The 25,974-nt window shown below is 73.7% G+C and carries 21 protein-coding genes; 10 read left to right on the top strand and 11 right to left on the bottom strand.

Features of this window, described 5'->3' with window-relative positions; all coding sequences use genetic code 11:
* Positions 1 to 990 (bottom strand): DUF4349 domain-containing protein, encoded by a 990-nt coding sequence (locus tag QBL21_RS11300; protein WP_407562004.1) that lies wholly within the window; start codon positions 988 to 990, stop codon positions 1 to 3.
* A gap of 311 nt (positions 991 to 1,301) precedes the next feature.
* Here QBL21_RS11300 and hemG point away from each other — a divergent pair, with 311 nt between their 5' ends.
* Positions 1,302 to 2,837: a protoporphyrinogen oxidase gene (hemG, locus tag QBL21_RS11295; RefSeq protein WP_407562002.1), complete on the top strand. Its 1,536-nt coding sequence runs from the start codon at positions 1,302 to 1,304 to the stop codon at positions 2,835 to 2,837.
* The gene (gene hemQ, locus QBL21_RS11290; RefSeq protein WP_407562000.1) at positions 2,834 to 3,565 is read left to right on the top strand and encodes a hydrogen peroxide-dependent heme synthase; all 732 of its coding nucleotides are present in this window, start codon (positions 2,834 to 2,836) and stop codon (positions 3,563 to 3,565) included. The genes hemG and hemQ overlap by 4 nt, the downstream gene beginning before the upstream one ends.
* Before the next feature lie 26 nt (positions 3,566 to 3,591).
* Here the strand turns inward: hemQ and QBL21_RS11285 are convergent, their stop codons facing one another.
* The 3 genes from QBL21_RS11285 to hemE form a co-directional block, all read right to left on the bottom strand.
* Entirely contained in the window at positions 3,592 to 5,205 is a 1,614-nt protein-coding gene (locus QBL21_RS11285; RefSeq protein ID WP_407566384.1) for an alpha/beta hydrolase, read from the bottom strand.
* Positions 5,206 to 5,362: 157 nt separating this feature from the next.
* Positions 5,363 to 6,097 carry a TIGR04222 domain-containing membrane protein gene (locus QBL21_RS11280; protein ID WP_407561998.1) on the bottom strand — a complete coding sequence of 245 codons (735 nt, stop codon included), beginning with the start codon at positions 6,095 to 6,097 and terminating at the stop codon, positions 5,363 to 5,365.
* A gap of 156 nt (positions 6,098 to 6,253) precedes the next feature.
* Entirely contained in the window at positions 6,254 to 7,261 is a 1,008-nt protein-coding gene (hemE, locus tag QBL21_RS11275; RefSeq protein WP_407566383.1) for a uroporphyrinogen decarboxylase, read from the bottom strand.
* Between the two features lie 191 nt (positions 7,262 to 7,452).
* Here hemE and QBL21_RS11270 point away from each other — a divergent pair, with 191 nt between their 5' ends.
* The 6 genes from QBL21_RS11270 to QBL21_RS11245 all read left to right on the top strand — a co-directional run bounded on the left by QBL21_RS11270 (position 7,453) and on the right by QBL21_RS11245 (position 14,762).
* Positions 7,453 to 8,151 carry a DUF3000 domain-containing protein gene (locus tag QBL21_RS11270; protein ID WP_407561997.1) on the top strand — a complete coding sequence of 233 codons (699 nt, stop codon included), beginning with the start codon at positions 7,453 to 7,455 and terminating at the stop codon, positions 8,149 to 8,151.
* Positions 8,152 to 8,327: 176 nt separating this feature from the next.
* Entirely contained in the window at positions 8,328 to 9,020 is a 693-nt protein-coding gene (locus tag QBL21_RS11265; RefSeq protein WP_047018647.1) for a response regulator transcription factor, read from the top strand.
* Between the two features lie 105 nt (positions 9,021 to 9,125).
* Positions 9,126 to 10,385 (top strand): HRDC domain-containing protein, encoded by a 1,260-nt coding sequence (locus QBL21_RS11260; protein WP_407561995.1) that lies wholly within the window; start codon positions 9,126 to 9,128, stop codon positions 10,383 to 10,385.
* A gap of 470 nt (positions 10,386 to 10,855) precedes the next feature.
* Positions 10,856 to 12,100: a thiolase family protein gene (locus tag QBL21_RS11255; protein WP_407561993.1), complete on the top strand. Its 1,245-nt coding sequence runs from the start codon at positions 10,856 to 10,858 to the stop codon at positions 12,098 to 12,100.
* Positions 12,097 to 14,229 carry a 3-hydroxyacyl-CoA dehydrogenase NAD-binding domain-containing protein gene (locus QBL21_RS11250; protein ID WP_407561991.1) on the top strand — a complete coding sequence of 711 codons (2,133 nt, stop codon included), beginning with the start codon at positions 12,097 to 12,099 and terminating at the stop codon, positions 14,227 to 14,229. Before QBL21_RS11255 ends, QBL21_RS11250 begins: the two co-directional genes overlap by 4 nt.
* 137 nt (positions 14,230 to 14,366) lie before the next feature.
* On the top strand, positions 14,367 to 14,762 hold the full coding sequence (locus QBL21_RS11245; RefSeq protein ID WP_407561990.1) for an NTP pyrophosphohydrolase: 396 nt from the start codon (positions 14,367 to 14,369) through the stop codon (positions 14,760 to 14,762).
* 138 nt (positions 14,763 to 14,900) lie between these two features.
* Here QBL21_RS11245 and dxs read toward each other — a convergent pair whose 3' ends face one another.
* The 5 genes from dxs to QBL21_RS11220 all read right to left on the bottom strand — a co-directional run bounded on the left by dxs (position 14,901) and on the right by QBL21_RS11220 (position 21,778).
* A complete protein-coding gene (dxs, locus tag QBL21_RS11240) occupies positions 14,901 to 16,865 on the bottom strand; it encodes a 1-deoxy-D-xylulose-5-phosphate synthase (protein WP_407561988.1) in 1,965 nt (654 codons plus the stop codon).
* Positions 16,866 to 17,083: 218 nt separating this feature from the next.
* Positions 17,084 to 18,418, bottom strand: coding sequence for a sugar ABC transporter permease (locus QBL21_RS11235; protein WP_407561986.1), 1,335 nt, complete (start codon positions 18,416 to 18,418; stop codon positions 17,084 to 17,086).
* Positions 18,415 to 19,206, bottom strand: coding sequence for an ATP-binding cassette domain-containing protein (locus QBL21_RS11230; protein WP_407561984.1), 792 nt, complete (start codon positions 19,204 to 19,206; stop codon positions 18,415 to 18,417). The genes QBL21_RS11235 and QBL21_RS11230 overlap by 4 nt, the downstream gene beginning before the upstream one ends.
* A gap of 126 nt (positions 19,207 to 19,332) precedes the next feature.
* A complete protein-coding gene (locus tag QBL21_RS11225; protein WP_407561982.1) occupies positions 19,333 to 20,442 on the bottom strand; it encodes a sugar ABC transporter substrate-binding protein in 1,110 nt (369 codons plus the stop codon).
* A 136-nt stretch (positions 20,443 to 20,578) separates the two neighbouring features.
* Positions 20,579 to 21,778 carry an ROK family protein gene (locus QBL21_RS11220; protein WP_407566382.1) on the bottom strand — a complete coding sequence of 400 codons (1,200 nt, stop codon included), beginning with the start codon at positions 21,776 to 21,778 and terminating at the stop codon, positions 20,579 to 20,581.
* A gap of 465 nt (positions 21,779 to 22,243) precedes the next feature.
* Here QBL21_RS11220 and QBL21_RS11215 point away from each other — a divergent pair, with 465 nt between their 5' ends.
* Together QBL21_RS11215 and QBL21_RS11210 are read left to right on the top strand one after the other, a co-directional pair.
* Positions 22,244 to 22,882, top strand: a complete 639-nt coding sequence (locus tag QBL21_RS11215) for a hypothetical protein (RefSeq protein WP_407561980.1) — start codon at positions 22,244 to 22,246, stop codon at positions 22,880 to 22,882.
* Positions 22,873 to 23,895 carry a hypothetical protein gene (locus QBL21_RS11210; protein ID WP_407561978.1) on the top strand — a complete coding sequence of 341 codons (1,023 nt, stop codon included), beginning with the start codon at positions 22,873 to 22,875 and terminating at the stop codon, positions 23,893 to 23,895. Before QBL21_RS11215 ends, QBL21_RS11210 begins: the two co-directional genes overlap by 10 nt.
* A 51-nt stretch (positions 23,896 to 23,946) precedes the next feature.
* Here QBL21_RS11210 and QBL21_RS11205 read toward each other — a convergent pair whose 3' ends face one another.
* Both QBL21_RS11205 and QBL21_RS11200 read right to left on the bottom strand, forming a co-directional pair.
* Positions 23,947 to 24,876, bottom strand: coding sequence for a carbohydrate ABC transporter permease (locus QBL21_RS11205; RefSeq protein WP_407561977.1), 930 nt, complete (start codon positions 24,874 to 24,876; stop codon positions 23,947 to 23,949).
* 36 nt (positions 24,877 to 24,912) lie between these two features.
* Complete coding sequence (locus QBL21_RS11200) at positions 24,913 to 25,944, bottom strand: carbohydrate ABC transporter permease (RefSeq protein ID WP_407561975.1); 1,032 nt, start codon at positions 25,942 to 25,944, stop codon at positions 24,913 to 24,915.
* Positions 25,945 to 25,974: the final 30 nt, after the last annotated feature.

Below are 25,974 nucleotides of genomic sequence, written 5' to 3'. Positions count from 1 at the left end.
TTACTCCGGCCCGCTTCCCTGGGGTGCCGGGTGTCCGGCATACGGACTGGGCGGCGGGGTGACGTGGCGCCGCGGCAGCCGGCGGCGCAGCCACCGCCAGGCCAGGACGAGCAGGACGAGGAGCGCGGCGAAGGGCAGCGACGCGGAGACCGCGATCAGCACCCCGCGCAGCCCCGTGACGAAGGCGTCCCAGCCGCCGGCCAGCGCGTCCACGACGCCGGTGCCGTCGTCCGCGTCCTCCGGCGGCCCCGCGGCCGGCCGGCGCAGCTCCAGGGTGATCGTGCCGAGCGCGGTGCGCTCCTCCAGCGAGGACTGCCGGGCGAGGAGCGCTTCCAGGTCGGCCTGGCGGCTGCTGAGTTCGCCCTCCAGAGTGACGACGTCACCGAGCTTCGTGGCGTCGTTCATCAGCCCCCGGATGCGGTCGACGCTCGCGCGCTGGGACCGCACCCGGCTGTCGACGTCCACCACTTCGTCGGTGACGTCCTTCACCCGCACCTCGCGGTCGACGACCCGGCCCAGCCCGGCGAGGTCACCGAGGACGGCGTCGTACTCCTCGGCGGGCACCCGCAGGGTGAGCCGGGCGCGCGCGGGGGCGCCCGGCTCCCGGCTGGTGGACTCGTCGCCGACGTAGCCGCCGGCACCCTCGGCCAGCGCGCGGGCGGAGCCGGCGGCGTCGGCCAGGTCCCTGGTGCGCACGGTGATCTCGGCGGTGCGGACGAGCGCCTGCGGCGCGAGCGAGATCCCGTCGGCGGCGGTGGCGCCGCCGCGGGGCGCGGGCGAGGCGGCGGACTCCCCGGCGTCCGAGTCACCGGCGCCGGCGCCGTCCGCGGCTCCCCCGCGCGGTGCCTTCTGCGCCTTGGCGTCGTCCCGGGCGTAGGCGGTGCCGCTGTCCGCGGAGTCGTCGCCGCTGCCGGAGCAGCCGCCGACGGCGAGCGCGGCGGCCAGCAGTGCGGCGGCGAGCGCGGGTCTGGTCGTGCTGCGTGCGTGCATCGTCGAACCCCCCAGGTGTCGATGTCTGCCGGTTCGACGGAGCAGCGGGGGCAACGGTTCGGGATGGCGGGTCCCGGAAGGGTCACGATCGGACCACGCCCGGGGCACGGCGTCGGCGAGGAGGGCCGCGTAGACGGGCGGCGGAGGCGTGAAGGGGGCGTGCGGCCGGGCCCGGCGCGTCCCGCGTACGCGGACCCCGCCGTGCTCGGGCGGGCCCGTCCGCACGCCTGCCCGTCGTGCCCGAGACATTGCCGCGCGATCTCCCGCAGGGCTCGTACGGGCCTGTCGGCGCCGTCTGAGACAGTGGCCCCATGAGCAGCGCACAGCCCGCGGAACCCGCGCCCAGGGTCGTCGTCATCGGCGGCGGCATCGCCGGACTCGCCGCCGCGCACCGGCTGCTGGCCCGCGGCGCGCGGGTCACGCTGCTGGAGGCCGGGACCCGGCTGGGCGGCAAGCTGCACGCGGGCGAGGTGGCCGGTGTGCCCGCCGACCTCGGCGCGGAGGCGCTGCTGGCCCGCCGCCCGGAGGCGGTGGACCTCGCGCGCGCGGTGGGGCTCGGCGGGGTGCTTCAGCCGGTGGCCGCCCTGGGCGCGACGGTGTGGACCCGGGGGCGGCTGCGGCCGCTGCCGGGCGGCCAGGTGATGGGCGTCCCCGGCGATCTGGAGCGGCTGGCGGCGGCGGAGGTCCTGTCGCCGGAGGGCCTGGCGCGGGCCGGCCGGGAGGCGGAGCTGCCGCCGGCGGAGCCGGGCGAGGACGTGGCGATCGGCGCGTTCGTCGCGGAGCGGCTGGGCGCGGAGGTCACGGACCGGCTGGTGGAGCCGCTGCTCGGCGGGGTGTACGCGGGGGACGCGTACCGGCTGTCGATGCGCGCCGCGGTCCCGCAGTTGTTCGCGGCGCTGCGCGAGGAGCGGACGCTGCTGGGCGCGGCGCGGGCGGTGCAGTCCCGTGCCGCCGCGGCGCCCGCCGCGGGCGCGGCGCCGGCGCCGGTGTTCATGGGCATCGAGGGCGGCATCGGCCGGCTGCCGTCTGCGGTGGCGGACGCGGTCCGTGCCGCGGGCGGCGAGATCGTGCTCGGCGCGGAGGTCGCGTCGCTGGAGCGGGGCGAGGGTTCCCCCGCCGCCGACCGCGACCCCGACTCCGACTCCGGCCGGGACTCCGGCTCCGGCTCCGGCTCCGGCTCCGGCTCCGGCTCCGGCTCCGGCAAGGATCCCGCCCCCGCCCGCTGGCGGGTCGTCGCCGGGGGGCGCTCCCTCGACGCCGACGCCGTCGTCCTCGCCGTGCCCGCGGGGGCCGCCGCACGGCTGCTGCGGGGCCTCGCACCGCGCGCCGCCGCGGAGTTCGACGGCGTGCGGTACGCGTCGATGGCGCTGATCACCCTCGCCCTCCCCCGCCGGGAGGCGGAGGAGCAGTTGCCGGCCGGCACCGGCTTCCTGGTGCCGCCGGTCGACGGGCGGACCATCAAGGCGTCGACGTTCTCCTCCGCCAAGTGGCGCTGGGCCGGCGACGACGGCCTCTTCCTGCTGCGTACCTCCGTCGGCCGCATCGACGACGACAAGACCCTCGAACGGGACGACGCCGACCTCGTCGCCGCCTCCCTCGACGACCTCCGCGCCGCCACCGGGCTCGCCGCCCGCCCCGTCGCGAGCCGCGTCAGCCGCTGGCGCGGCGCCCTGCCGCAGTACGAGGTGGGGCACGACGCGCGCGTCGAGCGGATCCGCGGCGCGCTGCCCGCCGGGCTCGCGGTGTGCGGCGCGCTGTACGACGGCGTGGGCATCCCCGCCTGCGTCGCGAGCGCGCACCGGGCCGCCGACGAGCTGCTCGGGGCCCCTGGGACAATGGCCGCATGAGTGACGCAACCCCCCCGGCGGCCCCCTCGCGCTCCGCGAACGCCGGCAAGAAGGCCAAGGATCTCAACGAGGTCATCCGCTACACCCTCTGGTCGGTGTTCCGGCTCCGCGACACCCTCCCCGAGGACCGCGCCGGCTACGCGGACGAGGTGACCGAGCTGTTCGACCAGCTCGCCGCGAAGGACGTCGTCGTCCGCGGCACGTACGACGTGTCCGGGCTGCGCGCCGACGCCGACGTCATGATCTGGTGGCACGCGGAGACCTCGGACGCGCTCCAGGAGGCGTACAACCTCTTCCGCCGCACCCGCCTGGGCCGCGCCCTCGCGCCGGTGTGGTCGAACATGGCGCTGCACCGCCCCGCCGAGTTCAACAAGTCGCACATTCCGGCGTTCCTGGCGGACGAGAGCCCGCGCGCGTACGTGAGCGTGTACCCGTTCGTCCGCTCCTACGACTGGTACCTGCTGCCGGACGAGGACCGCCGCCGCATGCTCGCCGACCACGGCAAGATGGCCCGGGGCTTCCCCGACGTGCGCGCCAACACGGTGCCGTCGTTCACCCTCGGCGACTACGAGTGGATCCTTGCCTTCGAGGCCGACGAACTGCACCGCATCGTGGACCTGATGCGCCACCTGCGCGGGTCCGAGGCGCGGCTGCACGTCCGCGAGGAGGTGCCGTTCTACACCGGCCGCCGCAAGCCCGTCGCGGAGCTGGTCGCCTCCCTGGCCTGACGCGGAAGAACCCGGCGGCGGGCGCCTCAGCCGACCGCCGGGCCGCCCGCCCCCGGCGCCACGGACCGCTTGCGGCCGCGCTCCGCCTTCGGCTCCGGGTGCGGCGCGCAGTTCACGTCGCCGGGTGCGCGGCCGGTCAGCAGGTACGTGTCGACGTGCTTGTTGACGCAGGCGTTCGCGCCGCCGGCGAGCCCGTGCGACCCGGCGTCCTTCTCCGTCACCAGGTCCGCCGAGCCGCCCAGCCGGCGCGCGAGTTCCCGCGCGCCGTCGTACGGCGTGGCCGCGTCCCGCTCGGCGGCCAGGAGGAGCACGGGCGGCAGCTCGCCGGCGCCGGTGCGGACGTCGAGGGGCTGCTGCCGCGGCCCGGCCCAGAACGCGCACGGCAGGTTCATCCAGGCGTTCTCCCACGTCTCGAACGGCGCCACGCGCGCGAGCCGGCTGTTGTCGCGGTCCCAGGTCTCCCAGTCGGTGGGCCAGGGCGCGTCGTTGCACTCGACGGCGGTGTAGACGGCGTTGCCGTTCTCCTCCGCCCCGTTGTCCTCCGGATCGTCGGCGGCGAACTCCGCCAGCGTCCCGGGCCTGCCGTCCAGGTAGTCCGCGAGCGCGGTGGCGGCCGGCGCCCAGTAGCCGTCGGCGTACGCCGCCCGCAGGAAGCCCGCCTGCAACTGGGCGGTGCCGACCTTCCCGGCCACGGGCTCCTTCTCGATCAGCTCGCGGGCCCGCTCGTACGCCGCCGCCACCTCCCACCGGCTGCGGCCGAGGCGGTAGACGTCGTGGTGCCTGGCGACCCAGCGCTGCCAGTCGGCCCAGCGCTCCTCGAACGCGGCGGACTGGCGCAGGTTGTTGCCGTACCAGATCTGCCGCGGGTCGGGGTCGACCGGGCTGTCGAAGACCATGCGGCGCACGTGGTCGGGGAAGAGGGCGGCGTACAGGCTGCCGAAGTAGGTGCCGTAGGAGGCGCCGAGGTAGGTCAGCTTGCGCTCGCCGAGCGCGGCGCGCAGCACGTCGAGGTCGCGGGCGTTGTTGAGGGACGTGTAGTGCCGCAGGCCGGGGATCCCGGCGCAGCCGTCGGCGTACGCGCGCGCCTTCTCGATCCGGGCGCGCTTCTCGCGCTCCGAGGGGCGCGGGGAGGTGTTCGACGGCGCCTTCATGAATTCGTCGGGGTCCTGGCAGGACAGCGCGCCGGAGCGCTCGACGCCGCGCGGGGCGTAGCCGACGAAGTCGTACGCCTCGGCCAGCCGCCGCCACTCCGGGGAGCGGCTCAGCAGCGGGAAGTACGTGCCGGAGCCGCCGGGGCCGCCGGGGTTGAAGACGAGCCGGCCCTGCCGCTCGGCGCGCGGGCCGGTGGCGCCGATGCGGCTGACGGTGAGTTCGAGCTGCCGGCCGCCGGGGCGGGCGTAGTCCAGCGGGACGGCGACGGTGCCGCACTCGATGGGCGCCGGCAGCCCCTCCGCCGCCGGGCAGCGGGCGAAGTCGACGCCGGCCTTCGCGGCGCGGGCCGCGGCGACGGCGACCCCGCGGGCCTCCGGCCCTTCTGCCGCGCGGGACACCGGGACCGCGGTCCCCGTCCGCGCGGCGTCGGCGGCGGGGGCCGCGGCGAGGCCGGTGAGAGCGAGCGAACCGAGGATTCCGTACAGCACTGCTGCTCTCACGAAGGAGCCTTCCGGGGCGACGAGGCGTGACGGACGGCCGCTCGGCAGCGGCGCGGGGAGCAGGGAGAAAGGAGGGTAAAAGTGATAATTCTTGGCCGAGTTGCTGATGTAAAGGACCCCGGCGGGGGTGTCGCGGCGCGTCGGCCTACCGCGCGAGCGCGGCGCGCATGTCGGGGTCGGGGAGCGCGGCCGGCCCGTGCACGGCGAGCCCGGTCAGCGGCGAGTCCGCCTCGTCGAGGGTGGCCAGCAGCCCGCGGCCGTCGGGCGTGGCCCAGCGGGTGTACTCGCCGATCTCCAGCCGGGCTATCGCCAGGCAGCCGCAGACCAGTATCAGCGGCAGGACGAACCAGCCCGCGACCGGCTCCTGCGCCGGCGCCCGCAGCGCCAGCGCGGCCGTCCCGGCGCCGAGCACCACCAGCCCCGCGACCCGTACGTGCCGCACCGCGGCGCGCACGGCGGACCGGATCGGCGAGGGCACCGCGAGCCCGGCGGCGGCGAGGCCGTCGTCCAGTTCGCGCAGCGCGTCGGCGGAGCGGGCGGTGGCGCGGATGGCCGGAATCGTGCTCTGCCCGCCGGGTCCGGCGGCGGCGATCACGGCGCGCTCGACGGGGTCGCGCCCCTCGGGGTCCACGACGGTCGCCCAGCCGGTGTGCGCGAGCAGCAGCCGCCGCTCCCGCGCCAGCGACACGAGGGTGACGTCGATGACCCGCCGCGGCCCGCCGGCGAGGAAGGCGGCCTCGTACAGGGTCAGCTCACGCGCCCCGCGGACCCGCGCCGCCTCGGGCTCGGGCTGTGCCGCGGCGACGGAACCGACGAGGACCAGACGCCCGCACGTCAGCAGCGCAGCCGCCCAGGCGACGAGCGCGAAGCACACCCACATGGCGGTGTTCTACGCGATCGGGGGCACACGGCGCCAGACCTATCTTTCCCAACGCCGGCGTGATAGCGGGGCGTTGACCGTCGCGACACCCCGCGTGACCCCGGTGCGGGGGCGGCCCCCGGTCGCCGGGGGCTCACACCGTGTACGGCGCCGGCGTCAGCGGGCCGAGGACTCGTGCACGTACTCCACGAGCCGCGTCAGCGCGTCCGGGTCCGTCGTCGGGAGCACGCCGTGGCCGAGGTTGAACACGTGGCCCTCCAGCCCCGCCGCCGCCCGGAGCACCTCGCCGGCCTTGTCCTCCATCGCCGGCCGCGGCGCGAACAGGACCGCCGGGTCGAGGTTGCCCTGGAGCGCCTTGCCCGGGCCGACGCGCCGCGCCGCCTCGTCCAGCGGCACCCGCCAGTCGACGCCGACGACGTCGGCGCCCGCCTCGCCCATCGCGGTCAGCAGCTCGCCGGTGCCGACGCCGAAGTGGATGCGCGGCACGCCGTACCCGGCGACCGCCGCGAAGACCTCCGCCGACGCGGGCAGCACCGCGCGCCGGTAGTCGGCGGGGGCCAGCGCGCCCGCCCAGGAGTCGAAGAGCTGCACGGCGGAGGCGCCGGCCTCGATCTGCACCCGCAGGAACGCCGCCGTGATGCCCGCGAGCCGGCCGACCAGCTCGGCCCACAGCTCCGGGGCGCCGTACATCATCGCCTTGGTGTGCTCGTGGTTGCGCGACGGGCCGCCCTCGACCAGGTAGCTGGCGAGCGTGAACGGCGCCCCGGCGAAGCCGATCAGCGGCGTCGCGCCCAGCTCCGCCGTCAGCCGGCCCACGGCCTCGGCCACGTACGGCACGTCGTCGGGCTCCAGCGGGCGCAGTTGCGCCAGGTCCGCGCGGCTGCGGACCGGCTGGGCGACGACGGGCCCGACGCCGGGCTTGATGTCGAGGTCGACGCCGATGGCCTTGAGCGGCACGACGATGTCGCTGAAGAGGATCGCGGCGTCCACGCCGTGCCGGCGTACGGGCTGGAGCGTGATCTCGGTGACGAGGTCGGCCCGCCGGCACGAGTCGAGCATGCCGATGCCCTCGCGCAGCCGCCGGTACTCGGGCAGCGAGCGGCCCGCCTGGCGCATGAACCACACGGGGGTGTGCGGCACGGGCTCGCGCCGGCACGCGCGCAGGAACGCGGAGTCGGCGGCCGGTCCCGCGAGGGCCGGGGCCGCGGGGGCGGCACCGGCGGCGGACGGGGCGGGGGGGCTGGGGGCGCTGTCGGCACTCACCCCCGCATCTTCGCACGGGCGAGGGAGTCGAGATCCGGCCACCCGGGTGTCCCGCAGCGCTTCTGCACGTCGCGCCCCCTAGTCTTCCGGGCATGGTTGCGGCTCCTGGACACCTCGTCGACGAACCCGATGGACGCCCGGACGGCCAGGGGGCGGGCGGAGCCCTGCCACCCCCGTTCCGGAAGGCCGTCGAGGCCCTCGGCTCCGCTGCGGTACGCCCCGAGGTGGCGCTCCAGCAGACGCGTGCGCCGCGGGGCATCGCCCCGTTCGCGTACGCCCTGGAGGCGGACATCGAGGAGGGGGCCGCGGAGGACGTCGAGCCGGCCGACGGCCGGCTGGTCCTGCTGCACGACCCGGACGGGCAGGACACCTGGCGCGGTACGTTCCGCTTCGTCACGCTGCTGCGCGCGGAGCTGGAGCCGGAGATGGCCGCGGACCCGCTGCTGCCGGAGGTGTGCTGGTCCTGGCTGACCGGCGCGCTGGACACCCGCGGACTGGGCTACGGCGAGCCCAGCGGCACGGTGACGCGCGCGTCCTCGCACCACTTCGGCGGGCTGGCTGAGCGCGACACGACCACGAAGATCGAGATCCGGGCGTCCTGGACGCCGCAGCCGTCGCGCGCGGCCGGGGACGGCGCCCCGGACGCGGCGGCGCACCTGGCGGCGTGGGTGGAGATGCTGTGCCAGTGCGCGGGGCTGCCGCCGTCGGCCGCGGCGCCGGCGGCGCCGGAGCCGGACGCCGCGCCGATCGTGCCGATGCCGCAGCGCCGGGGCGGCCCGCGCCGGCGCTGATCGCCGCGCAGTCGATCGCCCATCCGAATTGTCCGTTTTTTACTCACTAATTCGTGATCATTGCCTAAAGCCTTTCGAGGCTCGTGCCGAAGACGTGAGAGACCTTCCGTACGCGACACGGAACGTCCCGGCTCTCCCAGCCGGCCCCGTCCCCGCACACCGTCTGGAGGGACCTGGTGTCTGTTCTCCTCGAGCAACCCACAAGCCTGGTCGCCTACCGCCCCAACAAGCCGACGGCCATGGTCGTCGTGGCCGACCCCCGCGTGCGCTCGACCGTCACCCGCCACCTGTGGGCGCTGGGCGTGCGCGACGTGATCGAGGCGTCGTCCATCGCGGAGGCCCGCCCCCGGATCGCCAACCCCCGCGACATCTGCGTCGCCGACGTCCACCTGCCCGACGGCTCCGGCCTCACCCTCCTCTCCGAAGCGCGCTCCGCGGGCTGGCCCAACGGCCTCGCGCTCTCCGCCGCCGACGACATCGGCGCCGTACGCAACGCCCTCGCGGGCGGCGTCCGCGGCTACGTCGTCACCGGCACCCGCACCGGCATGGGCCTGCCCACCCGCCCCAACGCGGCGCACATCGGCGCCGCCGCCGGCCGGCTGCACCACCGCCGTCCACCGGGCTCCCCCGGCGCCGGCGGCAACTCCGGACCGCCCGGACACCCCGGCGGCTACCGCGAGCTGTCCGGCCGCGAGGTCGAGGTGCTGCGGCTGGTGGCGGAGGGCCAGTCGAACAAGGCCATCGGCGTCTCGATGGGACTGTCCGCACTGACCGTCAAAAGCCACCTCGCCCGCATCGCGCGCAAGCTCGGCACGGGCGACCGCGCCGGCATGGTGGCGGTGGCGCTGCGCACCGGCATCATCCACTGACCCCGGCCCGGTGACGGGCCCTCTACCGGCATCCGCGCAGCGCCCGTCGACGTAACGTTCGGTCGACGGGCGCTGTCGTGCACGACTCACAGATACCCTTGACACGTGACCGACGCCCAAGAGACCGCAGCAGAGGACAGACTCCCCGCACCCGGAGCATCGACCTCCGGACCGGCGCCGGTCCCCCTTCTGGAGCCCCGCGAGGGCATCCCGCCCGTCACCGCGGACCCCGAGGCGCTCGACGCGGTCGTCCGGGCGTTCGCCGCGGGTCGCGGCCCGGTCGCCATCGACGCGGAGCGCGCCAGCGGCTACCGCTACGGGCAGCGGGCGTACCTCGTGCAGTTGCGGCGGGAGGGCGCGGGCACGGCGCTGATCGATCCGGTGGCCTGTCCGGACCTCTCCGGCCTCGCGGCGGCGATCGGCGATGCGGAATGGGTTCTGCACGCCGCCACCCAGGATCTGCCGTGCCTCGGCGAGATAGGCATGCACCCGGGCGCGCTGTTCGACACGGAGCTGGCCGGCCGGCTCGCCGGCTTCCCCCGCGTCGGGCTCGGCGCGATGGTCGAGAACGTCCTCGGGTACGCGCTGGAGAAGGGCCACTCCGCCGTGGACTGGTCCACCCGGCCGCTGCCCGAGCCCTGGCTGCGCTACGCGGCGCTCGACGTCGAGCTGCTCGTGGACCTGCGGGACGCCCTGGTCGAGGAGCTGACGGCGCAGGGGAAGCTGCGGTGGGCCCAGGAGGAGTTCGCGGCGATCGCCGCGGCGCCGCCGCCGGAGCCCCGCCGGGACCCCTGGCGGCGTACGTCGGGCATGCACAAGGTGCGGCGCCGGCGCCAGCTCGGCACCGTACGGGAGCTGTGGACGACCCGGGACCACATCGCGCAGCGGCGCGACATCTCGCCGGGCAAGGTGCTCGCGGACACCGCCATCGTGGAGGCGGCGCTCGCGATGCCGACGTCCACGCGTGCGCTGGCCGCGCTGCCCGGCTTCGGGCACCGCATGGGCCGGCGGCAGTTGGAGCAGTGGCTCGCCGCGGTGGAGCGCGCCCGCGCGCTGCCGGAGGCCGAGCTGCCGCAGCCGGGGCTGCCGCTGAACGGCCCGCCGCCGCCGCGCGCGTGGGCGGACAAGGACCCGGCCGCCGCCGCGCGGCTGTCGGCGGCGCGGGCGTCGGTGACGGCGCGCGCGGAGGAGCTGGGGCTGCCGCAGGAGAACCTGATCGCGCCGGACACGGTGCGCCGCGTCTGCTGGGAGCCGCCGAAGGACGCCACCGAGGAGTCGGTGGCGGCGGCCCTGACCCGCCTGGGCGCCCGCCCCTGGCAGATCGAGCAGGTCACCCCCCTCCTCACGGCGGCGGTCCAGGACTGAGCGGCGCCTGCGAAGCCTGCCGTACGACCCGGAGCCGGCCCGCGCACCGGCGCAGCCGCGGCGCGGCGGCCGGTGGCCGGTGGCCGGTGGCCGGTGGCCGGTGGCCGCATACGCAAGCTGCCGGGCCGGCCCGAGCCACGGCTCCGGCGAACCCCCCGGCGCACCGGGGGCCCGCCGACCGCGGGCGGCAGGCACGCCGAGCGGGCCACGCGCCCCGCGAAGCCGTGGCGCACCGGCCCGCCCGGCCGGCCCCTCGCAAGGCGCCGCACGCGCGCCCCGCGCCGCCCCCCTCCGGGTGCCGCGCCGCCCCCGCGCTCCGGCTTCGGCCCGCCGCCCGCCGTGGTGTGCGGCACACCTTCGGGCAGGCCCCTGGGCACCTCCTGTTACCGGCGAGTAGCATGGGCCCGGAGCCGCGCCGCCCCCGGCGGGCCGGCACCACGAGAACCCGCACCCCCTCCGGAGGAGAGCCCGTGCCTCGTACCGCAAGGGACGTCGTCTTCGTCGACGGCGTCCGCACCCCGTTCGGCAAGGCGGGCCCGAAGGGCATCTACCACGAGACCCGCGCCGACGACCTCGTCGTCAAGTGCATCCGCGAACTGCTGCGCCGCAACCCCGCCCTCGAACCCGCCGCCGTCGACGAGGTCGCCGTCGCCGCCACCACCCAGATCGGCGACCAGGGCCTGACCATCGGCCGCACCGCCGGCATCCTCGCCGGCCTGCCGCCCACGGTGCCCGGGTACTCCATCGACCGGATGTGCGCCGGCGCCATGACCGCCGTGACGACGACCGCCGCCTCCACCGCCTTCGGCGCGTACGACATCGCCGTCGCCGGCGGCGTGGAGCACATGGGGCGGCACCCGATGGGCGAGGCCGTGGACCCCAACCCGCGGTTCGTCTCCGAGAAGCTCGTGGACGAGTCCGCGCTGTTCATGGGCATGACCGCGGAGAACCTGCACGACCGCTTCCCGCACCTGACCAAGGCCCGCGCCGACGAGTACGCGGTGCACTCGCAGGAGAAGGCCGCCAAGGCGTACGCGAACGGGCGGATCCAGGCGGACCTGGTGCCCGTCTCCGTCCGCCGTACCACCGCACCCGACGGCGGCTCCGCCGCGGGCGCGGCCGGCGAGACCGGCTGGGGCCTGGCCACCCGGGACGAGCCGATGCGCCCCGGCACCACGCTGGCGAACCTGGCGACGCTGAAGACCCCCTTCCGCGCCCACGGCCGGATCACCGCCGGCAACTCCGCCGGGCTCAACGACGGCGCCACCGCCTCCCTCATCGCCGCCGAGGACGTGGCGCGGGAGGCCGGGCTGCCGGTGAAGATGCGGCTGGTGTCGTTCGCCTTCGCCGGTGTGGAGCCCGAGGTGATGGGCATCGGCCCGGTGCCGTCCACCGAGAAGGCGCTCGCCAAGGCGGGCCTCGGCATCTCCGACATCGGCCTGTTCGAGATCAACGAGGCGTTCGCCGTGCAGGTGCTGGCGTTCCTCGACCACTTCGGCATCGCCGACGACGACGCCCGCGTCAACCAGTACGGCGGCGCCATCGCCTTCGGCCACCCGCTGGCGTCCTCCGGCGTGCGGCTGATGACGCAGTTGGCGCGGCAGTTCGAGGAGCAGCCGCAGGTGCGGTACGGCATCACCACCATGTGCGTCGGCTTCGGCATGGGCGGCACGGTCATCTGGGAGAACCCGCACTTCGAAGGGGCAGGCAAGTGAGCAGCAGCACCGTGGAACTTCTCAGGGACGCCGCCGAGCTGTTCCCCGACGAGGTCGTCACCGAGGCGCACGTACGCCACCTCGACCTGCCCGGGGGCGCGGGCCGGTTCGCGCTGATCACCCTGGACAACGGCTTCGACCACACCAAGCCGACCACCTTCGGCCCGCAGTCGCTCGCGCGCCTCGACGCCGCGCTCGACCAGGTCGCGAAGGAGGCCGCGGACGGCGACATCGTGGGCGTCGGCGTCACCGGCAAGCCGTTCATCTTCGCCGTCGGCGCGGACCTCAAGGGCGTCGAGGTGCTCCGGCACCGCGACGAGGCGCTGGCCATCGGCCGCGGCGGTCACGAGGTGTTCAAGCGGCTGTCCGCGCTCGGCGTGCCGACGTTCGCGTACTACAACGGCGCGGCGATGGGCGGCGGCGTCGAGGTCGGCCTGCACTGCACGTACCGCACCGTCTCCACCGCCGTGCCCGCGTTCTCGCTGCCGGAGGTCTTCCTGGGGCTGGTGCCGGGCTGGGGCGGCTGCACGCTGCTGCCGAACCTGATCGGCGCGGACCGCGCGGTCACCGTCGTGATCGAGAACTCCCTCAACCAGAACCGGCAGCTCAAGGGCAAGCAGGTCTACGAACTGGGCATCGCGGACGCCATCTTCGAGGGCGCCGACTTCCTGGAGCAGTCCCTCGCCTGGACCGCCGCCGTCCTCGGCGGCGAACTGGAGGTCGTACGCCCGGACATCGACCGCGGCGAGGCATGGGACGCCGCCGTCGAGCGTGGCCGGTCCGTCGCCGACGACAAGGTGCACGGCGCCGCCCCCGCGGCGTACCGGGCGCTGGACATCATGGCCGCGGCGAAGAACGGCGACCTGCGGCAGGGCTTCGCGGCCGAGGACGAGGCGCTGGCCGACCTGATCATGGGCGGCGAGCTGCGGGCCGGCATCTACGCCTTCAACCTCGTGCAGCGGCGCGCCAAGCGGCCCGCCGGGGCGCCGGACAAGAGCCTCGCCCGGCCGGTCACGAAGGTCGGCGTCGTCGGCGCCGGGCTGATGGCCTCGCAACTGGCGCTGCTCTTCGCCCGCCGGCTCGAAGTGCCCGTCGTGCTCACGGACATCGACCAGGAGCGCATCGACAAGGGCGTGGGCTGGGTCCACGAGCAGGTCGACATGCTGCTGCTCAAGGGCCGGGTGAACCAGGACGCGGCCAACCGGCTCAAGGCGCTGGTCACCGGCTCGCTGGACAAGGCCGCGGCGTTCGCCGACGCCGACTTCGTCATCGAGGCGGTCTTCGAGGAACTCTCCCTCAAGCAGCGGATCTTCGCCGAGCTGGAGGAGGTCGTCCCGGCGGAGGCGATCCTCGCGACGAACACCTCGTCCCTGTCGGTCACGGAGATGGCGGCCGGGCTGAAGCACCCCGAGCGGGTCGTCGGCTTCCACTTCTTCAACCCCGTGGCGATCCTGCCGCTGCTGGAGATCGTCCGCGCCGAGCGCACCGACGACGCCTCGCTGGCCACGGCGTTCGCCGTGGCCAGGAAGCTGAAGAAGTCGGCCGTGCTGGTCAAGGACGCCCCGGCGTTCGTCGTCAACCGCATCCTGACCCGCTTCATGGGCGAGGTGCTGGGCGCCGTGGACGAGGGCACGCCGGTGGAGGTCGCGGACGGGGCGCTGGCGCCGCTGGGGCTGCCGATGTCGCCGATCGTGCTGCTGGACCTGGTCGGCCCCGCGGTCGCCCACCACGTCGCGGGGACCCTCGCCGCGGCGTTCCCGGACCGCTTCGCGCAGTCGGCGAACCTGGACCGGATCGTGGCGGCGGGCAAGCGGACGCTGTACGTCCACGACTCCGGCAAGCCGGAGCTGGACCCGGAGGTGGCGGCGCTCTTCCAGGTCGGCGACACGGTGCTGACCGAGGAGCAGGTACGCGACCGGGCGCTGGACGCCATCGCCGAGGAGATCCGGCTGATGCTGGACGAGGGCGTCGTGGCGGAGGCCGAGGACGTCGACCTGTGCCTGATCACCGGCGCGGGCTGGCCGTTCCACCTGGGCGGCATCACGCCGTACCTGGACCGGGCGGGCGTCAGCGAGCGCGTGACCGGCCGCCGGTTCCTTCGGCCGGGCGTGGCGAGCGTCCCGGAGTAGACCGCCGCGGAACAGACCTGCCCCGAGCGGACCTGCCCGGAGCAGACCTGCTCTCGCCCGTGCCCCGGCCGCCGACGGCGGCCGGGGCACGGCGCTGTCGTACGGGCGTGTCGTACGGGCATGGGAGGCTGGGCGGCATGGACGCACCGCCCCTCCCCCTGCTCGTCGTGGACGCCGCCAACGTCGTCGGGTCGGTCCCCGACGGCTGGTGGCGCGACCGCCGCGGCGCGGCGGAGCGGCTGCGCGACGGGCTCGTGCCGTACGCCGAGACGGGCGTGGCGGGGCTGCCGGGGCCGGTGGAGGTGGTGCTCGTCGTGGAGGGCGCGGCCCGCGGCGTGACGGAGGTGCCGGGGGTACGGGTCGTCGCTGCGGACGGCAGCGGGGACGACCGGATCGTCGCGGTCGTCGCCGAGGCGGCGGAGCGCGACCCGGACCGGCGCGTCCTGGTGGTCACGGCGGACCGCGCCCTGCGCGAGCGCGTCCACCGCCACGGCGCGGCCACGGCGGGCCCGCGTACGGTACGGCCGGTCTGACGGCGGGCCTGACGCCCGGTCCGACGCCCCGGTCCGACGCCCGCCCCGCCGCGTGCGAGCGCGGCGGCGGCCCCGGCTCCTCGGCGCGGCCGGGGAGTCCGGGCCGCCGCCGGCCCGTAGGTGATGCTCCCGGGTCGCCTAGTCCCGGGCGATCTCGTCGGCGGCCTCCGCCACCCGCGTCGCGCCCGCGTCGCGGGCGATGTCCTCGCCCGCGCGCCGGTCGAGCCGGGCGACCAGGCCGGTGACCTGGCGGGCGATGTCCGGGGCGGTCAGGCCGATGTCCGCCAGCACCTCCTTGCGGGAGGCGTGGTCGAGGAACCGCTCCGGGATGCCGAAGTCGCGCAGCGGGGTGTCGACGTCCGCGTCGCGGAGCGCCTGCGCGACGGCGGCGCCGACGCCGCCGGTGCGGATGTTGTCCTCGACGGTGACGACCACGCGGTGCCGCTCGGCGAGCGCCGGCAGCGCCTCGTCGACGGGCTTGACCCAGCGCGGGTCGACGACCGTCGTCGTGATGCCCTGCTTGTCGAGCAGCCCGGCGACCTCCAGGCACATCGGCGCCAGCGCGCCGACGGAGACCAGCAGCACGTCGGGGCGCTCCGCGCCCTCGGTGCCGGCCGGCTCGCGGAGGACGTCCATGCCGCCGATCCGGCCCACCGCGGGGACCGCGGGGCCGACGGCGCCCTTGGAGTAGCGCACGACGGTCGGGGCGTCGTCCACGGCGACGGCCTCGCGCAGTTGGGCGCGTACCTGGTCGGCGTCGCGCGGCGCGGCGATCCTGAGGCCCGGGACGACCTGGAGGATCGACATGTCCCACATGCCGTTGTGGGACGCGCCGTCGCTGCCGGTGACGCCGGCCCGGTCCAGGACGAACGTCACGCCGCAGCGGTGCAGCGCGACGTCCATGAGCACCTGGTCGAACGCCCGGTTGAGGAACGTGGCGTAGACGGCGAAGACCGGGTGCAGCCCGCCGGTGGCCAGGCCGGCGGCGGAGACCGCGGCGTGCTGCTCGGCGATGCCCACGTCGTAGACCCGGTCGGGGAAGGCGTCGGCGAACTTCTGGAGGCCCACGGGGCGCATCATCGCCGCCGTGATCCCCACGACGTCGTCGCGCTCGCGGCCGATCCGCACCATCTCGTCGGCGAAGACGGAGGTCCAGTCGGCGCCGCCGGCGGCCACCGGCAGCCCGGTGTCCGGGTGGATGACGCCGACCTGGTGGAACTGGTCGGCCTCGTCCTGGCGCGCCGGCAGATAGCCGCGGCCCTTCTCGGTCAGGCAGTGCACGATGACGGGCCCGCCGAAGCGGCGGGCGCGCTGGAGCGCGGACTCGACGGCGGCGATGTCGTGCCCGTCGATCGGGCCGACGTACTTCAGCCCCAGGTCCTCGAACATGCCCTGCGGCGCGATGAAGTCCTTCAGGCCCTTCTTGGCGCCGTGCAGGGTCTCGTAGAGCGGCTTGCCGACGACGGGCGTACGGTCCAGCAGCTCCTTGCCGCGGGCGAGGAAGCGCTCGTAGCCGTCGGTGGTGCGCAGGGTGGCGAGGTGGTCGGCGAGGCCGCCGATGGTCGGGGCGTACGAGCGTTCGTTGTCGTTGACGACGATGACGAGCGGGCGGTCCTGCGCGGCGGCGATGTTGTTCAGCGCCTCCCAGGCCATGCCGCCGGTCAGCGCCCCGTCCCCGATGACCGCGACGACGGCGGCGTCCCGGCCCCGCACCTCGTTGGCCTTGGCCAGGCCGTCGGCCCAGCCGAGCACCGTGGAGGCGTGGCTGTTCTCGATCACGTCGTGCTCGGACTCGGCCCGCGAGGGGTAGCCGGACAGGCCGCCCTTCTTCTTGAGCTTGCCGAAGTCCCGGCGGCCGGTGAGCAGCTTGTGCACGTACGACTGGTGGCCGGTGTCCCACAGCACCCGGTCGCGGGGCGATTCGAAGACCCGGTGCAGCGCGATGCTCAGCTCCACCACGCCGAGGTTGGGGCCGAGGTGGCCGCCGGTGCGGGCGACGGACTCCACCAGGAAGGTGCGGATCTCCGCGGCGAGCCGATCGAGCTGCTCGGGGCCGAGCCGGTCCAGATCGCGCGGTCCGTTGATACGGGTCAGCAGTGCCACCCGTGCCTCCTTGCTGTCGCAGCCTGCCTTCGGGCCGTACGGCCCCGGGCCCTGCCGCCCGTACGGACGTGCCGGGCCCGAAGCGTCCGGTCGAGTCTAATGTTCCCGATGTCCGGTCGCTGATCCGACAGTGCGATGTATGCCACAGGTCCGCAACAGCTGCGCCCCCGTGCCGGGAGTCGGCACGGGGGCGCGGCGGGTGGCGGGCGGGACGGCGGTCAGGCGCGTCCGGCCGTCTTCTGGGTGCGGCGGGAGACGGAGTCGATGACGACCGCCGCCAGCAGCACCGAGCCGGTGATCATGTACTGCACCGGCGCGTCGATGCCCTTGAGCGCCAGGCCCGACTGGATGGACATGATGACCAGCACGCCGAGCAGCGCGGACCAGCTGCTGCCGCGGCCGCCGTAGAGGCTGGTGCCGCCGATGACGGCCGCCGCGATGGCGTTCATCAGCAGGGTGCCGCCGCCCGCGCCCTGGTTCGCCGCGGCGATGGTGGAGGCCATGAAGAGGCCGCCGACCGCCGCGAGCGTGCCGGAGACGGAGAAGACCGCGATCCGCATCAGGTCGACGTTGATGCCGGCCCGGCGGCTGGCCTCGACGCTGCCGCCGAGGGCGAAGATCCGCCGGCCGAAGCCGGTGCGGCGCAGCACGAAGTCCGCGCCGACGACCACGACGAGGAAGATGAGCAGCGCCAGCGGCAGGCCCTTGTACTGGTTCAGTACGTACGCCGGGACGAACGCGAGCACGGCCAGGACGGCCGTACGCATGATGATCTCGCTGAGCGGCCGCGACGGCACCCCGGCCGCCTCGCGCCGCTTCGCGCCGAAGTACGCGGCGGCGAAGTAGCCGCCGACGGAGACCGCCGCGAGCCCGTAGGCGGCGGCGACGTCGCTGAAGTAGTACGTGGTGAGCTTGCCGACCACGCCGTCGGAGTCGAGGTTGATGGTGCCGGTGCTGCCCAGGATGTAGAGCATCAGGCCCTGCCAGCCGAGCAGGCCGGCGAGGGTCACGACGAGCGGCGGGACGCCGATCCGGGCGAAGAAGAAGCCGTGGAAGGCGCCGGTCGCGGTGCCGACGAGGACGGCGAGGATGATCGCCGGGACTTCCGGCATCCCCTCCTGGACGGCCAGCACGGCGAAGACCGCGCCGGCGAGCCCGCTGACGGAGCCGATCGACAGGTCGATCTCGCCGAGCAGCAGCACGAAGATGATGCCGACGGCTATCAGCCCGGGTCCGGCGATGTCGATGGAGATGTTCGACAGGTTCTGCGCGGACAGGAAGGCGTCGTCCATGCCCTGGAAGATCGCCATGATGACGATCAGGCCGACGATGACCGGGACGGAGCCCAGCTCGCCCCCGCGCATGCGGCGCTTGAACTCGGTCAGATAGCCGGCGAAGCCCTGCTCGCGGACGAGCAGCCGCGGGTCGACGGCGGTGACGGCCCCCTCGGCGACGCCGGGCGGGGTGTCCGCGGACGGGGTGGACTTCGCGAGGTCGGTCTTCGCGAGGTCGGTCTTCGCGGAGTCTTCTTTCTCGATCCCCTCGGTGCTCACTTCGATGCCTCCGCACTTCCGCGCGCCGAGCGGCGCGTCACGGCGTTGTCCGTGGCGCCCGTGATGGCGGCGACGATCTCTTCCTGCGTCGTGTTCGCGACGTCGAAGACGCCGTTGTTGCGGCCGAGGCGCAGCACCGCGACCCGGTCGGCGACGGCCCTGACGTCCTCCATGTTGTGGCTGATCAGCAGCACGGCGTGGTCGCGCTCGCGCAGCCGCTCGACGAGGTCGAGCACCTGGGCGGTCTGCTCGACGCCGAGGGCGGCGGTGGGCTCGTCGAGGATGACGAGCTTGGGGTCGCCGAGCAGCGAGCGGGCGATGGCCACGGTCTGCCGCTGGCCGCCGGAGAGGGAGGCGGTGGGGATGCGGACGCTGGGGATGCGGATGGACAGCGTGGTGAGCAGCTCGCGGGAGCGGCGCTCCATCTCGACCTCGTCCAGGACGCCGACGGTGCGGATCTCCTGGCCGAGGAAGAGGTTGCCGACGACGTCGAGGTTGTCGCAGAGCGAGAGGTCCTGGTAGACGGTCGCGATGCCGAGGTTCTGGGCGTCGTGCGGCTTGTGGATGCGAACGGGGCGGCCGCCCCACTCGATGGTGCCGTCGTCGATGGCGTGGACGCCGGCGACGGTCTTGACGAGAGTGGACTTTCCGGCGCCGTTGTCGCCCACCAGGGCGACCACTTCACCGGCGCGGACCTCGAGATCGACGTCGGTGAGTGCCTGGACGGCACCGAACCGCTTCGAGATCCCGCGCAACGCCAGCACGGGCGTAGCGGACACGTGAACCATCTCCTACAGGGGGATAGGCGTGGACAAGATGAGGCCCGGGTGCCCGGGGCCCCGCCGGCAGCGGGAGTTGAGGTGGCGGGTCCCCGGGCACGCGGGTGGCACGTCGCGGCTCAGTGGCTCAGCGGCTCACTGAAGGCCGGCGTCCTTGCAGGCAGAGGCGAACTTGCCCGCGCAGATCTCCTCGATCGTCCACAGGCCGTCCTTGACGACCGTCTCCTTGATGTTGTCCGTGGTCAGCGCGATCGGGTCGATGAGCACGGCGGGCACGCCCTGCTCGGACTCGCTGTCCACGGTGCTGGTCGCGACGGAGTCGACCTTCTCGCCGCGGGCCAGCTTGACCGCCATCTCGGCGGCGGCGTCGGCCTCCGGCTTGTACGGCTTGTAAACGCTCATGTACTGCTCGCCGGTGACGATGCGCTGCACGCCCGCCAGCTCCGCGTCCTGGCCGGTGACCGGCGGCAGCGGATCGAAGTCGGCGGCCTTCAGGGCGGTGATGGCGCCGCCCGCCATGCCGTCGTTGGCGGCGTAGACACCGATGATCTTGTCCTTGCCGACCGAGGAGATGGCGCCCTTCATGTCGGAGTTGGCGTTCTCCGGCTTCCACTCCTTGACGTCGTACTCCTTGCCGACGTTGACCTTGCCGTCGAGGACGGAGTGCGCGCCCTCCTTGAACATCGCGGCGTTCGGGTCGGTGACGGAGCCGTTGAGCATGACGACCTCGCCGTCCTTGGCCCCGTCGCCCAGCGCCTCCAGCAGCGACTCGGCCTGGACCTGGCCGACCTTGTTGTTGTCGAAGGAGGTGTACCCGCTGATCGGGCCCTCGGCGAGGCGGTCGTAGGCGACGACGGGGATGCCGGCCTCGTCCGCGGCCTTGACGCCGGAGGCGATCGACTTGTAGTCGACGGCGTCCAGGATCAGGGCGTCGACCTCCTGCGTGATCATGGTGTCGACCTGCTGCTGCTGGGTCGTCGCGTCCTGCTTGGCGTTGTTGTAGATGACCTTGGTGCCGGGGGCCAGCTCCTCGATCTTCTTCTCGATCAGCGGCCGGTCGAAGTCCTCGTAGCGCGCGGTCTGGTCCTCCGGCAGGAGGAGACCTATCGTCAACGGCCCGTCGTTCTTCTTGTCTCCGCTGTCGGAGTCGTTGTCGGCCTCATCGGCGCTGCCACAGGCCGCGATGCCGACGGTCATGGTTACGGCGGCCAGTGCGACTGCCGCACGGCGCAGATAGGTGTGCACGGTCGAACCTCCCTGACGTGGCCGCGCCGTCGCGGCCGAGGTGTGAGGTAGTCAACTCGCCCGTAACCATGCCGTCAAGAAGTAAATGCTTAACGAGACGGATACGATCCTCTGGTTTCTCTACGTGAACTCATGCCTACGTGAGAGCGGGGGTTTGGGCGGGCACGGCGCCGTCAAGGATCGAACGGTCGCCCATCTCGCTCAGCACCAGGGCCAGCGCCCCGAGCACCTCCGCCCGGCTGCCCAGCGCCCCGGACGCCAGGTCGAGCTGGCGGGCGGCGCTGGGGATGGCGTAGCGCGCGACGGACTCCCCTATGGGCTGGAGGATCAGCTCCCCCGCCTCGGCGAGATCGCCGCCGAGGACCACCCGGCTGGGGTTGAGCAGGTTGCACAGGCTGGCCACGCCGCTGCCGATGTGCCGGCCGACGTCGGCGATCACCCGCCGGCAGCCGGGGTCGCCGTCCCGCGCGAGCTGCACCATGCGCTCCACGGTCAGCCCGGGGCCGTGGCTGGCCTCCAGCAGGCCCAGGATGTAGCGGCCGGCGGTGAAGGTCTCCAGGCAGCCGCGGTTGCCGCAGCGGCACACGGGGCCGGACTCGTCCAGCGTGATGTGCCCTATCTCGCCGGCCGTCCCGCCGGGGCCGCGGTAGAGCTGCCCGTTGATCACCAGACCGGCGCCGACACCGCTGGCGACCTTGATGTACGCCACGTCCTTGGCGCCCCGGCCGCTGCCCCAGACCAGCTCGCCGAGCGCGCCGAGGTTCGCGTCGTTGTCCACGTACACCGGGACGCCGAGGCGGGACTGGAGGTCGTCGCGCGGGTTGGTGCCGGTCCAGCCCGGCAGGATGGCGGTGGAGCCCAGCACGCCGGTCTCGGTGTCTATCGGGCCGGGCACCCCCAGCCCCACGCCGACGACCTTGTCCGGGGGCACGTCCGTGGCCCCCACGAGCCGGTTCACCAGCGCCTCCGCCCGGTCCAGGCCCTGGGTGGCGGAGGCGTCCACGTCGATCGGCTCGGACTCCTCGGCGAGCACCTGGTGCGCCAGGTTCCCCACGGCCACCCGCAGGTGCGTGTGCCCGAAGTCCACCCCGACGACGATCCCGGCGTCCCCGCTGAGCGACACCGCCCGCGCGCGCCGGCCGCCGGCCGAGGTGGGCGTGACGCTGACGGTCCCGCTCTCCTGGAGCTCCCGGACGATGTTGGAGACCGTGGCGGCGGACAGCCCGGTGCTCCGCGCGATCTGCGCCTGCGTGAGCGAACCGGACATCCGCACGGCGCGCACGACGCGCTCGAGGTTTGCCCGGTGCAGCGAGGACTGCGAGCCCGGAGTCTCCACCACGGCCATCCACTCCTGGTTCGGCGGGAGACACGACGGCCCCCCACCTCCCGGGCCACGCCGATGGGACCCGGATCGCCTACAACTTGTGAAGTCTAGGCTCGACGGCCATGGTTACCGCCGTCAAGACCTTGACGGCGTGACTATTCCGTAACCCGCAAAAGTCCACGGTACCGAGACCGTCCCGGCGACCGCGCCGCACGGGGTCCGTACCGGGGCATTCAGGTCGCCCACCGACCGCCCCGGGCCCCCGAAGGCCGCCCCGGGGCGCGCGTAACAGCATGTAACGGCTGTGTCGCGAACCGGCGGCAGCCGGTGGTACCTCCGGGACGTGGCTCGATAACGTTGGTTCCCTAGATGACGCGCGGGGGACGCAGCACCGCTCGGAAGACCGGAAAGATCCGGGCCCCGACCCGGACCGCCCCCTGCCGCAGTCTGCCGGACGACGCTGGGAGTTGGTCATCGATGCGGCACCGCACCCTCGGCCGGGCGACGGCCGCAGCCCTCGGCGCGGCCCTGCTGCTCACCGCCTGCGGAGGCTCCGACGACGAGGGCACGGACGAGATCGTGGGCGCGGAGAAGAAGAACTCGGCCTCCCCCAGCGCCCCCGCCGAGGAGGACCCGGACGCCCCGGCCTTCGACTTCCCAGGCGACCTGAAGGCCGACGTGGAGCCCGCGGACACCGGGGACGAGAAGAAGGACGCGGTGCTGCGCGACCAGGGCTACGCACTCAGCGCCATGGTGGAGAGCTACGGGCGGCAGAAGGCCACGGCCAACTTCGAGCGGTACTGGCAGGACCCGGCCTACACCACGTACGTGAAGGACTTCGCGCGCTTCGCCGACGAGGGGCAGCGCATCGCGGGCACGGGGCGGTACTTCAACCGCGAGGTCAAGCAGGTCAGGGACGGCAGCGCGCTGGTCGTGTTCTGCGAGGACCAGAGCGACGGCTACGTCGTCGACGCCGGGACCGGCAAGAACGTGAGCGCCGACGGCGGGAACTCCGCCGTGGTGCGGCTCTACCGGCAGACGCTCACGCGCACGGACGACGGCACCTGGGCGGTGGCCGAGTCCGACTGGACTGAGGGGGACGGAACATGTCGGTGAACAAGGCGCTCGTACGCCGCTCGGGTACGGGCCTGGCGGTCGCGGCCGGCGTGACCGCGCTGCTGCTGGGCACGCAGCCCGCGTACGCGCAGGGCGGCGGCTGGGGCACCGGCGGGGGCGGCGGGTCGGACGGCGGCGACACCATCGACGCGTGGTCCCACGTGCGGGTCACCACCACCGGCGGCGACCCCTCCGCCCCGCCGATGACCCCGGCCCAGGGCAACTGGACTCCCCCGCCGTGCTGGTACGAGCCGCGCTTCGACGCCGAGGAGATGGCGGAGTACGGGCCCGGTACCTACACGCACTCGGAGAGCGCGCAGGCCGACTGGATCGAGGAGTGGGAGGAGAAGAAGTGGAACCAGGGCAAGGACGGCGCCTGGTGGGATGTCGCGTACAACAAGGACATGGGCAAGGACGAGGCGTTCCAGGCGTGTGAGATCCTCCAGGGCAACCCGTTCTGGATGGACCAGGGGGACATCCCCGACGACGGCCCGAGCATCAGCCCCGAGATGCTCGCGGAGATCGCCTACAACGCGACCAAGCTGCCCGCCCCGCCGGTGAAGCTCAAGCCGGACCCGGCGCTCCAGAAGGTCAACCTGCCGGTGCACGCCACGTTCCGGAGCGAGACGGGCATCCAGCGGGTGGCCACCACCGCCAGCATCGACTACCTCGGCGTGCAGTACGCCGCCACCACCGTGGCCACGCCCAAGCGGCTGCGGATCGGCGCCGGCACCGGGTACGCCGAGCCGCAGTCCTGCACGTACGAACTCAGCGGCAGCGGCGCGACGGGGTACGACGTCGACACCGCGGACGCCGCCTGCAACGTGACGTACCGCAAGTCCTCCGGCGGGGGCACCTACCCGCTGGAAGCCTCGCTCACCTGGGAGGTCCACTGGACCGCCTCGGCCGACCCGGACGGCCCGGTGGCGCAGGGCGACCCGCAACTGCCCGACGGCATGTCCTCCGGCACGTACGACGTGACCGTCAAGGAGATCCAGACGGTCGTACGCTGACCGCCGCGCGGCGGCCGGCGCGGTGGACCCGCGCCGGCCGCCGGACGCGTCCTACTTCACCGCGCCCGCGGTGAGCCCGGACTGCACCTGGCGCTGGAAGATGATGTAGACGACCAGGATCGGCAGCGCCGCCATCACCAGCCCCGCGAAGAGCCTGCCGTAGTCGGAGCGGTAGCCCGCCTGGGCGAAGAGCAGTCCGATGCCCTGGGTGAGCACGTAGTCGTCCTCGTTGCCCTGGTTGAGCGCGAAGGGCAGCACGTACTGGTTCCAGTGCCCGAGGAAGTTGAAGATGCCCACGCTGATCAGGCCGGGTTTGGCCATGGGCAGCATCACCTGGAAGAAGATGCGGCTGTGCGAGGCCCCGTCGATCTCCGCGGCCTCGGAGACGGACGAGGGCAGCGTGCGGAAGAACGTGGTCATGAAGAAGATCGTGAACGGCATGGAGTACGCGATGTACACCATGATCAGCCCGTGCCGGGTGTCGAGCAGCGAGAGGTTCTTCATCACGAAGAACAGCGGTACGAGCGCCATCACCACGGGGAAGGCCATGCCGCCGACGAAGGTGAAGTAGACGATGCGCGCGCCCTTGAAGTCGAACCGGGCGAGCACGTACGCGGCCATCGACCCGAAGAGCATGGTGAGCGGCACGGAGATCGCCACGATGAGCACGGAGTTCGCGGCGTAGCGGCCGATGCGCGCCCGGCTCCAGGCGTTGGACCAGTTCGCCCAGTCGATGCTGCTGGGCAGCGCCCACGGGTTGGCCAGGATGTCGCCCGAGTCCTTCAGGGCGTTCATCAGGGCCCAGACCAGCGGGCCCGCGGCCAGCACGGTCCACAGGATCAGGAAGCCGTGCGAGAAGACGTTGAGTACGGCGCCCTCGATCCGCTTGCGCGGCTCCAGCAGCGGCGACCGCGACGAGTCCTGCGCCTGGTCCGCCTTGTCGAGCGCGGTGGGGCGGTCGGTGGGTTCCGCAGTGGTCATGACCTGGCCTTCCGGATCGTGCTCGGCACTCGATGCTCAGTACTCGATGCGGTCGCGTCGACGGCCGACGGACAGCGCGGCCACTGCGAGGATCATGGTGAGGATGAACAGCGCGACACCCATCGCCGCGCCCCGGCCGGCCTGCAACTGGCCGAAGCCGGTGTTCCAGAGGTAGACGCCGAGCACCATGGTGGAGTCGTCGGGTCCGCCGGGTCCCTGGGTGATGATGTTGACGACGGCGAACGACTCCGCGCCGAGCGCCATGATCCCCATGTACACCCAGCCGGTCTGCACGGTGTCCCGGATGAGCGGCAGGGTGATGCGGAAGAAGGTCGCCGCCCGGCTTGCGCCGTCCAGCAGGGCGGACTCGTAGATCTCCTTGGGGATCTGCCCGATGGCCGCGGAGAACAGGACCACGAAGAACCCGACCATGGCCCAGCACATCACGATCATCACGGCCCACAGGGCGAACTTCGAGTCCGCCAGCCAGCCGCCGTTCGGCGACAGCGACTCGGGCAGGACGGGGTCGAGCAGACCGACGTCGGGCTTGAAGATGTAGCCCCACAGGGCCGCGATCACCGCGATGGACAGGGCCTGCGGAAAGAAGTACACGATCTTGTACGTCTTGGCGCCCCGGACCCCGGAGACGGCCTCGCCCTTCCGGTGCCGGCCACCGACGGTGACCATGAAGGCGAAGAAGAGCCCGAGGCTGAGCGTGACGAGCGGGACGGCGAGGGCGAGGATCAGGTTGTTGCGGACGGCGGCCCAGAAGGTCTCGTCGTCCAGCAGCCTGGAGTAGTTCTCGAACCCCACCATGTTGAAGTCGCTGCTGACTCCGGTCCAGTCGGTGAGCGAGTAGTAGAAGGTCTGGACGAACGGCGAGATGACGAACACCGCGTACAGACCGAAGGGGACGATGAGGAATCCGGTGACGAACCGGTACTTGACGAAGGCCCGGTATCGCGGAGAGTTACGGAAGGCCACTTTCCGCGGCTTTTCCGGCACCTGTTTCTCCGCGGTGTCCCCGGGATCCCCGACTTCGGTCGCGGCACGGCCGTCGTCCGTCATTCCGGCGCCCCCATTTCGCTCGTTCACCGA

This window comes from Streptomyces sp. 184, assembly GCF_045781775.1.
Classification (GTDB): domain Bacteria; phylum Actinomycetota; class Actinomycetes; order Streptomycetales; family Streptomycetaceae; genus Streptomyces.
This window is presented reverse-complemented; position numbering and strand designations above follow the sequence as displayed.